The sequence below is a fragment of the Sporosarcina sp. AD_1 genome (genome assembly GCF_057373025.1).
The window spans coordinates 215,406-224,275 of the sequence record NZ_JBPVIR010000003.1 but is presented as its reverse complement, the minus strand read 5'-3'; the positions used below and the strand labels follow the sequence as shown (position 1 = coordinate 224,275).

General features: G+C 44.7%; 17 protein-coding genes. All 17 read left to right on the top strand.

Features of this window, described 5'->3' with window-relative positions; translation table 11 throughout:
* Positions 1–87 precede the first annotated feature (87 nt).
* The 17 genes from tuf (at position 88) to rpsH (ending at position 8,862) form a co-directional block, all read left to right on the top strand.
* Complete coding sequence (gene tuf / locus ACSW3C_RS07360) at positions 88–1,275, top strand: elongation factor Tu (RefSeq protein ID WP_184209352.1); 1,188 nt, start codon at positions 88–90, stop codon at positions 1,273–1,275.
* Between the two features lie 531 nt (positions 1,276–1,806).
* On the top strand, positions 1,807–2,115 hold the full coding sequence (gene rpsJ, locus ACSW3C_RS07355) for a 30S ribosomal protein S10 (protein ID WP_042478628.1): 309 nt from the start codon (positions 1,807–1,809) through the stop codon (positions 2,113–2,115).
* 41 nt (positions 2,116–2,156) lie between these two features.
* The gene (rplC, locus tag ACSW3C_RS07350) at positions 2,157–2,786 is read left to right on the top strand and encodes a 50S ribosomal protein L3 (RefSeq protein WP_486561780.1); all 630 of its coding nucleotides are present in this window, start codon (positions 2,157–2,159) and stop codon (positions 2,784–2,786) included.
* A gap of 25 nt (positions 2,787–2,811) precedes the next feature.
* Positions 2,812–3,435: a 50S ribosomal protein L4 gene (gene rplD / locus ACSW3C_RS07345; protein WP_238080293.1), complete on the top strand. Its 624-nt coding sequence runs from the start codon at positions 2,812–2,814 to the stop codon at positions 3,433–3,435.
* Positions 3,435–3,719 (top strand): 50S ribosomal protein L23, encoded by a 285-nt coding sequence (gene rplW / locus ACSW3C_RS07340; RefSeq protein WP_238080292.1) that lies wholly within the window; start codon positions 3,435–3,437, stop codon positions 3,717–3,719. The genes rplD and rplW overlap by 1 nt, the downstream gene beginning before the upstream one ends.
* A gap of 33 nt (positions 3,720–3,752) precedes the next feature.
* Positions 3,753–4,583 carry a 50S ribosomal protein L2 gene (rplB, locus tag ACSW3C_RS07335; RefSeq protein ID WP_486561779.1) on the top strand — a complete coding sequence of 277 codons (831 nt, stop codon included), beginning with the start codon at positions 3,753–3,755 and terminating at the stop codon, positions 4,581–4,583.
* Between the two features lie 60 nt (positions 4,584–4,643).
* Entirely contained in the window at positions 4,644–4,922 is a 279-nt protein-coding gene (gene rpsS, locus ACSW3C_RS07330) for a 30S ribosomal protein S19 (protein ID WP_191693410.1), read from the top strand.
* Between the two features lie 19 nt (positions 4,923–4,941).
* Positions 4,942–5,286: a 50S ribosomal protein L22 gene (rplV, locus tag ACSW3C_RS07325; RefSeq protein WP_238080290.1), complete on the top strand. Its 345-nt coding sequence runs from the start codon at positions 4,942–4,944 to the stop codon at positions 5,284–5,286.
* A 3-nt stretch (positions 5,287–5,289) separates the two neighbouring features.
* Positions 5,290–5,946 (top strand): 30S ribosomal protein S3, encoded by a 657-nt coding sequence (gene rpsC / locus ACSW3C_RS07320; protein ID WP_184209337.1) that lies wholly within the window; start codon positions 5,290–5,292, stop codon positions 5,944–5,946.
* A gap of 1 nt (position 5,947) precedes the next feature.
* A complete protein-coding gene (rplP, locus tag ACSW3C_RS07315; protein ID WP_184209335.1) occupies positions 5,948–6,382 on the top strand; it encodes a 50S ribosomal protein L16 in 435 nt (144 codons plus the stop codon).
* Positions 6,372–6,572 (top strand): 50S ribosomal protein L29, encoded by a 201-nt coding sequence (rpmC, locus tag ACSW3C_RS07310; protein WP_025783856.1) that lies wholly within the window; start codon positions 6,372–6,374, stop codon positions 6,570–6,572. Before rplP ends, rpmC begins: the two co-directional genes overlap by 11 nt.
* A 17-nt stretch (positions 6,573–6,589) precedes the next feature.
* A complete protein-coding gene (rpsQ, locus tag ACSW3C_RS07305) occupies positions 6,590–6,853 on the top strand; it encodes a 30S ribosomal protein S17 (protein WP_184209333.1) in 264 nt (87 codons plus the stop codon).
* 39 nt (positions 6,854–6,892) lie between these two features.
* Positions 6,893–7,261 (top strand): 50S ribosomal protein L14, encoded by a 369-nt coding sequence (rplN, locus tag ACSW3C_RS07300; protein ID WP_184209331.1) that lies wholly within the window; start codon positions 6,893–6,895, stop codon positions 7,259–7,261.
* 35 nt (positions 7,262–7,296) lie between these two features.
* Entirely contained in the window at positions 7,297–7,662 is a 366-nt protein-coding gene (rplX, locus tag ACSW3C_RS07295; RefSeq protein WP_238080289.1) for a 50S ribosomal protein L24, read from the top strand.
* A gap of 27 nt (positions 7,663–7,689) precedes the next feature.
* Positions 7,690–8,229 carry a 50S ribosomal protein L5 gene (gene rplE, locus ACSW3C_RS07290; RefSeq protein WP_486561778.1) on the top strand — a complete coding sequence of 180 codons (540 nt, stop codon included), beginning with the start codon at positions 7,690–7,692 and terminating at the stop codon, positions 8,227–8,229.
* 19 nt (positions 8,230–8,248) lie between these two features.
* Entirely contained in the window at positions 8,249–8,434 is a 186-nt protein-coding gene (gene rpsN, locus ACSW3C_RS07285) for a 30S ribosomal protein S14 (protein ID WP_066366377.1), read from the top strand.
* Between the two features lie 29 nt (positions 8,435–8,463).
* Positions 8,464–8,862, top strand: coding sequence for a 30S ribosomal protein S8 (rpsH, locus tag ACSW3C_RS07280; protein WP_184209324.1), 399 nt, complete (start codon positions 8,464–8,466; stop codon positions 8,860–8,862).
* Positions 8,863–8,870: the final 8 nt, after the last annotated feature.

Below are 8,870 nucleotides of genomic sequence, written 5' to 3'. Positions count from 1 at the left end.
AAGATATGGATAGTTGGAGGGAATGAACCTCCAGCTTCCATAGCTATATAAAATTAAAACACTCACATTTTAAGGAGGAATTCCAAAATGGCTAAAGAAAAATTCGACCGCTCCAAGGAGCATGCTAACATTGGTACAATCGGTCACGTTGACCATGGTAAAACAACTTTGACTGCAGCAATCGCTACAGTTCTTTCAAAGAAAATGGGTGGAGAAGCGAAATCATACGCTGACGTTGATAACGCTCCAGAAGAAAAAGAGCGTGGAATCACAATCAACACTTCACACATCGAGTATGAAACTGAAAAGCGTCACTATGCACACGTTGACTGCCCAGGACACGCTGACTACGTTAAGAACATGATCACTGGTGCTGCTCAAATGGACGGCGGTATCCTAGTAGTATCTGCTGCTGACGGCCCAATGCCACAAACTCGTGAGCACATCCTTCTTTCACGTCAAGTAGGTGTTCCTTACCTAGTTGTATTCATGAACAAATGTGACATGGTTGATGACGAAGAACTTCTTGAGCTTGTTGAGATGGAAATTCGTGACCTTCTTTCCGAGTATGAGTTCCCTGGCGACGACCTACCAGTCATCAAAGGTTCTGCTCTAAAAGCTCTTGAAGGAGAACCAGAGTGGGAAGAGAAAGTCGTTGAGCTTATGAACGCTGTTGACGAGTACATCCCAACTCCTCCACGTGACACTGAAAAGCCATTCATGATGCCAGTCGAGGACGTATTCTCGATCACAGGCCGTGGTACTGTTGCTACAGGACGTGTTGAGCGTGGCCAAGTTAAAGTCGGTGACGTTGTAGAAATCATCGGTTTGACTGAAGAACCAAAATCAACAACTGTAACAGGTGTTGAAATGTTCCGTAAGCTTCTTGACTATGCAGAAGCTGGAGACAACATTGGTGCACTTCTTCGTGGGGTAGCTCGTGAAGATATCGAACGTGGTCAAGTTCTTGCTAAGCCAGGTACAATCACGCCGCACACTAAGTTCAAATCAGAAGTTTACGTTCTTTCTAAAGAAGAGGGTGGACGTCACACTCCATTCTTCTCTAACTACCGTCCACAGTTCTACTTCCGTACAACTGACGTAACTGGAATCATCTCTCTTCCAGAAGGCGTTGAGATGGTTATGCCTGGAGACAACGTTGAAATGACTGTTGAATTGATCTCTCCAATCGCGATTGAAGAAGGTACTAAATTCTCAATCCGTGAAGGTGGACGTACAGTAGGCGCTGGCGTTGTTGCTACAATCGAAAAGTAAGATAGTACATTGATTGCAATCATGGAAATCCCGTCCTTGTGGCGGGATTTTTCATGTCTATAAATACTTTGCGTGCTGTCCATTGAACGATTTAGCTCAATCTTCTATGATCTTCGAGCTCTCGCAGACTCTCGTCTGAGGTAAATTGCCCGCTTGATTCCGAGATTCCCATACAGATCATTTCAAAACAACTTAGTAATTCGTCTGAGCTAGAGTAGAGGTAACACTAAAGAAACCGACAAACGTAGCGTATGCAGACCGTTGAGGTTACGCACTTCTCTGACTTTTTTCCAAATGTATGGATACCACTTGAATATCTGAACCGGAGAATATATAATAAGCAAGGTTAAAGAAAAGATTTTCCGTAAAAGACTTGCGGAAATCTATATCATTATGTATAATGTTGAATGTTGGTCTTTGACTGCGATGAAGCGGGAGGTTGCCGACACGCCCGGCCGCTTTGCCATGGCGCGCGTGTGGGAAATTTCCGTGGAGAATGTCTAGAAAATAGGCGAAAAAGGAGGGAAAATAATGGCAAAACAAAAGATTCGTATTCGTTTAAAAGCATATGATCACCGTATTCTTGATCAATCTGCTGAAAAGATCGTTGAAACAGCAAAACGTTCAGGTGCTAGCGTATCAGGTCCGATTCCGTTGCCAACTGAAAGATCTGTATACACGATCCTTCGTGCGGTACATAAGTACAAAGATTCGCGCGAGCAGTTCGAAATGCGTACGCATAAACGTCTAATCGATATCGTCAATCCGACACCACAAACTGTCGATGCATTGATGAAACTTGACTTACCGTCAGGCGTAGACATCGAAATCAAACTTTAATCTTACCAATACAAAACAAACTATTTCAGGAGGTGTGACAAATGACCAAAGGAATCTTAGGAAGAAAAGTCGGTATGACGCAAATCTTTGCTGAAAACGGCGATTTGATCCCAGTAACTGTGATTGAAGCTGCTCCAAACGTAGTTCTTCAAAAGAAGACAGTTGAAACAGACGGCTACGAAGCAATCCAGCTTGGATTCGAAGATAAACGTGAAAAGCTTGCAAACAAACCTGAAAAGGGACACGTTGCAAAAGCTGAAACGGCACCTAAGCGCTTCATCCGTGAATTCCGCGGAATGGATGTAGCTGGGTACGAAGTTGGTCAGGAAGTCAAAGTTGACGCATTCGCTGAAGGCGATATCGTTGACATTACAGGAGTATCAAAAGGTAAAGGATTCCAAGGTGTTATTAAACGCCACGGACATTCCCGCGGCCCAATGAGCCACGGTTCCCGTTTCCACCGTGCACCAGGTTCCCTAGGAGCTGTTGACGGACAACGCGTATTCAAAGGTATGAAACTACCTGGACGTACTGGCGGGAAAACAATTACTATTCAAAACCTTGAAATCGTACGAGTTGACGCTGAGCGTAACTTGTTGCTAGTTAAAGGTAATGTTCCAGGAGCACGCAAATCATTGATCGAAGTGAAAAGTGCTATTAAAGGGAACTAATTTCTAAAGGAAGGAGGAAACAGGAATGCCTAAAGTATCCGTACTAAACCAGACAGGTTCTTCAGTCGGCGAAATCGAATTGAACGAAGCAATCTTCGGAATCGAGCCGAACGAAGCTGTCCTATTTGAAACATTGGTTCAACAACGCGCTTCTTTGCGCCAAGGTAACCATAAAGTAAAAACTCGCGCGGAAGTAGCCGGCGGTGGTCGTAAACCGTGGCGCCAAAAAGGAACAGGACGTGCTCGTCAAGGGTCCATCCGTTCACCACAATGGCGTGGAGGCGGTATCGTATTCGGTCCAACTCCAAGAAGCTACAGCTACAAACTTCCTAAGAAAGTTCGTCGCTTAGCTCTTCGTTCTGCACTTTCCACAAAAGTTCGCGATGAAGAAATCATCGTATTGGAAGGCCTAGCTTTCGATGCACCAAAAACAAAGGAATTTGTAAAAGTGCTTGAAAACCTTTCAATCGAGAAAAAAGCATTGTTCGTAACTGCTGACCTAGATGAAACAGTGGCATTGTCTGCTCGTAACATCCCTGGCGTAAGCGTAGTTACAGCTAACGGCATCAACGTTCTTGACCTTGTCGCTCATGACAAGCTTGTCATCACGAAAGGTGCAGTTGAAAAATTAGAGGAGGTGCTTGGTTAATGGAAGCACGTGATGTATTGAAACGTCCGGTCATTACCGAGCGTTCTTCTGAACAAATGGAGTTAAAAAAATACACTTTCGAAGTGGATACACGCGCTAACAAAACGCTTGTAAAGCAAGCAGTCGAAGAAATCTTCGGCGTGAAAGTGGAAAAAGTCAACGTTCAGAACTACAAAGGTAAGTTCAAGCGTATGGGCAAACATGCTGGTTACACAAACAAACGCCGCAAAGCGATCGTTACGTTAACAGCAGACTCCAAAGACATCGAACTATTTGAAATGTAATTGAAACGCAATTAAACGAAGGAGGGAACACCAATGGCGATTAAGAAATACAAACCTACCTCCAACGGACGTCGTAACATGACTAGCTCTGACTTCTCTGCCATCACGACAGATAAGCCGGAAAAATCATTGCTTACACCGCTCAAACGCAAAGGCGGCCGTAACAACCAAGGTAGGATGACTGTTCGTCACCAAGGTGGAGGCCACAAGCGCCAATACCGTGTCATCGATTTCCAACGTCTGAAAGATGGCATTCCAGGACGCGTTGCTACGATCGAATACGATCCAAACCGTTCTGCTAACATCGCATTAATTAACTATGCAGATGGAGAAAAACGCTACATCCTAGCACCAAAAGGTCTTGAAGTAGGCATGACTGTCATGTCTGGACCGGAAGCTGATATCCGTGTAGGAAACTCACTTCCACTAGAAAACATTCCAATGGGTTCTACGATCCACAACATCGAGTTGAAGCCTGGTAAAGGCGGACAGCTAGTACGTTCTGCAGGTACATCTGCACAGCTTCTAGGTCGTGAAGGCAAATATGTCATCATCCGTCTACAATCTGGTGAAGTTCGAATGGTTCTTGCTACTTGCCGCGCTACTATCGGTCAAGTTGGTAACGAGCAGCACGAATTGATCAACATCGGTAAAGCAGGTCGTTCTCGTTGGTTAGGCAAGCGCCCGACTGTTCGTGGTTCTGTCATGAACCCTAACGATCACCCACACGGTGGTGGTGAAGGACGTACACCAATCGGTCGTCCAACTCCTGTTACACCTTGGGGCAAACCGGCTCTTGGCTACAAAACACGTAAGAAAAACAACAAATCCGACAAACTTATCGTTCGTCGTCGTAAAAAATAATGTGATGGCACTGCGGTTCAATGACTGGGCCGTAGTACAATCACGGAGGGAGGTTTCGACATGGGCCGCAGCTTGAAAAAAGGACCTTTTGCAGATGATCATCTATTGAAAAAGGTTGATGCACAAAAAGATGCACAAAAGAAACAGGTTATCAAAACTTGGTCTCGCCGTTCTACTATCTTCCCGTCTTTCATTGGATTGACGATTGCTGTATACGACGGACGCAAACACGTACCTGTTTATGTGACTGAGGATATGGTTGGTCACAAATTGGGCGAATTCGTACCTACGCGCACTTACAAAGGTCATGGTGCCGACGATAAGAAAACAAAACGCTAATTGAGAGGAGGTATTCCTGATGCAACAAGCAAAAGCTACTGCCCGCACAGTCCGTATTGCTCCTCGCAAAGTCCGTTTGGTCGTTGATCTTATCCGGGGCAAGAAAATCGGTGAAGCTGTCGCGATTCTACGCCTGACGCCTAAAGCGGCATCTCCGGTTGTAGAAAAAGTATTGAAATCAGCAATTGCAAACGCTGAACACAACTATGAAATGGATGTCGAGAACCTCATCGTAAGCGAAGTATTCGTTGATGAAGGTCCGACAATGAAACGTTTCCGTCCACGTGCACAAGGCCGTGCAAGTGCGATCAACAAACGTACTAGCCACATCACTGTAGTGGTATCTGAAAAGAAGGAGGGATAATTCGTGGGTCAAAAAGTACATCCTAATGGTTTACGGGTTGGCATCATTCGTGATTGGGATTCGAAGTGGTATGCAGAAAAAGACTACGCAGACCTATTACACGAAGACTTGAAAATCCGTGAATATATCGAACAACGCCTAGTTGACGCAGCGCTTTCCAAAGTGGAAATCGAGCGTGCAGCAAAGCGTGTTAACATTACTATTCACACTGCGAAGCCAGGTATGGTGATCGGTAAAGGCGGTTCTGAAGTCGAGGCACTTCGTAAACAGCTTAACGAAATCACTGGCAAGCGTGTTCACATCAATATCGTTGAAATCAAACGTGCAGATCTTGACGCGAAATTGGTTGCAGAATCAATCGCACGTCAATTGGAAAGCCGTGTATCATTCCGTCGCGCACAAAAACAAGCGATCCAACGCACAATCCGTGCTGGCGCTAAAGGTATCAAAACGCAAGTATCCGGACGTCTTGGCGGTGCTGACATCGCTCGTGCGGAACACTACAGCGAAGGAACTGTTCCTCTCCATACATTACGTGCTGACATCGACTATGCACATGCAGAAGCCGATACTACTTATGGTAAGCTAGGCGTTAAAGTATGGATCTACCGGGGAGAAGTCCTTCCAGTGAAGAAGAACTCTGAGGAAGGAGGCAAATAATATGTTAATGCCTAAACGCGTTAAACACCGTCGTGTATTCCGTGGCAAAATGCGCGGTATGACAAAAGGCGGCGCAAAAGTTCAATTCGGTGAATTCGGCATCCAAGCTACTGAATCTGGCTGGATCACAAACCGTCAAATCGAATCTGCCCGTATTGCGATGACACGTTACATGAAGCGTGGCGGTAAAGTATGGATCAATATTTTCCCGCATAAACCATATACGAAAAAGCCTCTTGAAGTCCGGATGGGTTCCGGTAAGGGTGCTGTTGAAGGCTGGGTAGCAGTTGTAAAACCTGGTCGAGTAATGTTTGAAATTGCAGGTGTGTCTGAAGAAGTTGCACGTGAAGCACTTCGACTCGCATCGCACAAACTGCCTGTAAAGAGCAAGTTTGTTAAACGTGAAGAAATTGGTGGTGAGTCTAATGAAAGCTAATGAAATCCGTGACTTGACAACTGCAGAAATCGAGCAAAAGGTAAAATCACTGAAAGAAGAGCTTTTCAACCTTCGCTTCCAATTAGCGACAGGACAATTAGAAAACACTGCACGCATCCGCGAAGTTCGCAAATCGATTGCGCGCATGAAAACTGTAATACGTCAAAGAGAGATCAGTGCAAATAACTGATGAAGGAGGTTGCAGCCATGACTGAGCGTAACCAGCGCAAAGTATATACAGGCCGTGTCGTATCCGACAAAATGGATAAAACAGTTACCGTAATGGTAGAGACACACAAAAAGCATTCTTTATACGGCAAGCGTGTAAAGTATTCAAAGAAATTTAAAGCACATGATGAAATGAATGAAGCGAAAATCGGCGATATCGTTCGCATTATGGAAACTCGCCCATTATCAGCAACAAAACGTTTCCGCCTCATCGAAGTAGTCGAAAAAGCGGTCATCATTTAATAACGTTCGGAAAGTAAATTCCGAGAGGAGGTAGCCTCAATGATTCAACAGGAAACTCGTATGAAAGTTGCCGACAATTCAGGTGCGCGTGAAGTTTTAACAATTAAAGTACTTGGTGGAACTGGTCGCAAGACTGCGAATATCGGTGATATCGTCGTTGTTACGGTCAAGAAAGCAACACCAGGCGGCGTTGTCAAGAAAGGTGACGTTGTTAAAGCTGTTATCGTCCGCACGAAAAGCGGAGTGCGTCGTAAAGATGGCTCCTACATTACGTTCGACGAAAACGCATGCGTAATCATCCGTGATGATAAGAGCCCACGTGGAACTCGTATTTTCGGACCAGTTGCCCGCGAACTTCGCGACAACAACTTCATGAAAATCATTTCACTAGCTCCAGAAGTTCTTTAATCACATGACAGTGCCAATCAAGGAGGTGCGATACAATGCACGTTAAAAAAGGCGATAAAGTAAAAGTTATCACTGGGAAAGACAAAGGTAAAACTGGCGTCATCCTCTCAGTACTTCCAAACAAAGAACGAGTTCTTGTCGAAGGTGTTAACATCGTCAAAAAGCATACGAAACCGAACCAAGCAAATCCTCAAGGAGGCATTGTGAGCATGGAAGCAGCTATCCATGTTTCTAACGTAATGCTAATCGATCCTAAATCGGGCGAACCTACTCGCGTCGGTTATAAATACGAGGAAAAAACGGAAGGCGACAAAACATACCGCATCAAATCCCGTGTTGCTAAAAAGTCCGGCGAAGTACTTGACGTAATTAGCAAAAAAGAACTTAAAGAAAAAAAATAATCTCTTGAAGAAGGGAGGTTCTTTAGAATGAGCCGTCTGAAAGATAAATTTGTAAAAGAAGTCACACCTGCTCTTATGAGCAAGTTTGAATATAAGTCTGTCATGCAAGTGCCGAAAGTCGAGAAAATCGTCATCAACATGGGTGTGGGTGATGCAGTTCAAAACTCAAAAGCACTAGATGCGGCAGTAGAAGATTTAACAATTATCTCTGGTCAAAAGCCAGTAGTTACAAAAGCGAAGAAGTCAATCGCTGGATTCCGTCTACGTGAAGGTATGCCAATCGGAGCGAAAGTAACGCTACGTGGAGATCGCATGTATGAATTCCTTGACAAGCTGATCGCTATTTCACTTCCTCGTGTACGTGACTTCCGCGGTGTTTCTAAAAAAGCATTCGATGGTCGCGGCAACTATACGCTAGGTGTTAAAGAACAGCTCATTTTCCCTGAAATTGACTACGATAAAGTATCAAAAGTACGTGGAATGGATATCGTCATCGTTACGACTGCAAACTCCGATGAAGAAGCACGTGAGTTATTGACGCAGTTCGGCATGCCGTTCCAAAAGTAAATAAAAGGGAGGCGAAAACGTGGCTAAGAAATCAATGATCGTTAAACAGAAACGTACGCCAAAGTTCAAAGTACAAGAATATACACGTTGCGAGCGCTGTGGTCGTCCGCACTCCGTATATCGTAAATTCAAACTTTGCCGTATTTGTTTCCGCGAACTTGCATACAAGGGACAAATCCCAGGCGTCAAAAAAGCTAGCTGGTAATCCCCTAACTTGGGAAGGAGGTTAATGGAATGACAATGAGTGATCCGATTGCAGATATGCTTACACGCATCCGTAACGCGAACATGGTTCGCCACGAGAAGCTTGAGGTACCTGCTTCAAATATGAAAAAAGAAATCGCAGAAATCTTGAAGCGTGAAGGTTTCGTCCGCGATGTCGAATACGTGGAAGATAGCAAACAAGGCATCATCCGCATTTTCCTGAAATATGGTCAAAACAACGAGCGTGTTATCACTGGTCTTAAACGTATTTCAAAACCGGGTCTTCGCGTTTATGCAAAAACGAACGAAGTGCCTAAAGTTTTGAATGGTCTAGGTATCGCCCTCGTTTCCACATCACATGGTCTCCTTACAGATAAGGAAGCTCGTGCAAAACAAGTAGGCGGAGAAGTCGTAGCTTACGTTTGGTAATCCGCAAC

Coding starts and splice junctions, on each gene's coding strand:
- rplP (WP_184209335.1), top strand. CDS start 5,948: ATGTTAATGCCTAAACGCGTTAAACACCGTCGTGTATTCCGTGGCAAA.
- rplB (WP_486561779.1), top strand. CDS start 3,753: ATGGCGATTAAGAAATACAAACCTACCTCCAACGGACGTCGTAACATG.
- rpmC (WP_025783856.1), top strand. CDS start 6,372: ATGAAAGCTAATGAAATCCGTGACTTGACAACTGCAGAAATCGAGCAA.
- rpsQ (WP_184209333.1), top strand. CDS start 6,590: ATGACTGAGCGTAACCAGCGCAAAGTATATACAGGCCGTGTCGTATCC.
- rplN (WP_184209331.1), top strand. CDS start 6,893: ATGATTCAACAGGAAACTCGTATGAAAGTTGCCGACAATTCAGGTGCG.
- rpsH (WP_184209324.1), top strand. CDS start 8,464: ATGACAATGAGTGATCCGATTGCAGATATGCTTACACGCATCCGTAAC.
- rplC (WP_486561780.1), top strand. CDS start 2,157: ATGACCAAAGGAATCTTAGGAAGAAAAGTCGGTATGACGCAAATCTTT.
- rplE (WP_486561778.1), top strand. CDS start 7,690: ATGAGCCGTCTGAAAGATAAATTTGTAAAAGAAGTCACACCTGCTCTT.
- rplD (WP_238080293.1), top strand. CDS start 2,812: ATGCCTAAAGTATCCGTACTAAACCAGACAGGTTCTTCAGTCGGCGAA.
- rplV (WP_238080290.1), top strand. CDS start 4,942: ATGCAACAAGCAAAAGCTACTGCCCGCACAGTCCGTATTGCTCCTCGC.
- rplW (WP_238080292.1), top strand. CDS start 3,435: ATGGAAGCACGTGATGTATTGAAACGTCCGGTCATTACCGAGCGTTCT.
- tuf (WP_184209352.1), top strand. CDS start 88: ATGGCTAAAGAAAAATTCGACCGCTCCAAGGAGCATGCTAACATTGGT.
- rpsS (WP_191693410.1), top strand. CDS start 4,644: ATGGGCCGCAGCTTGAAAAAAGGACCTTTTGCAGATGATCATCTATTG.
- rplX (WP_238080289.1), top strand. CDS start 7,297: ATGCACGTTAAAAAAGGCGATAAAGTAAAAGTTATCACTGGGAAAGAC.
- rpsJ (WP_042478628.1), top strand. CDS start 1,807: ATGGCAAAACAAAAGATTCGTATTCGTTTAAAAGCATATGATCACCGT.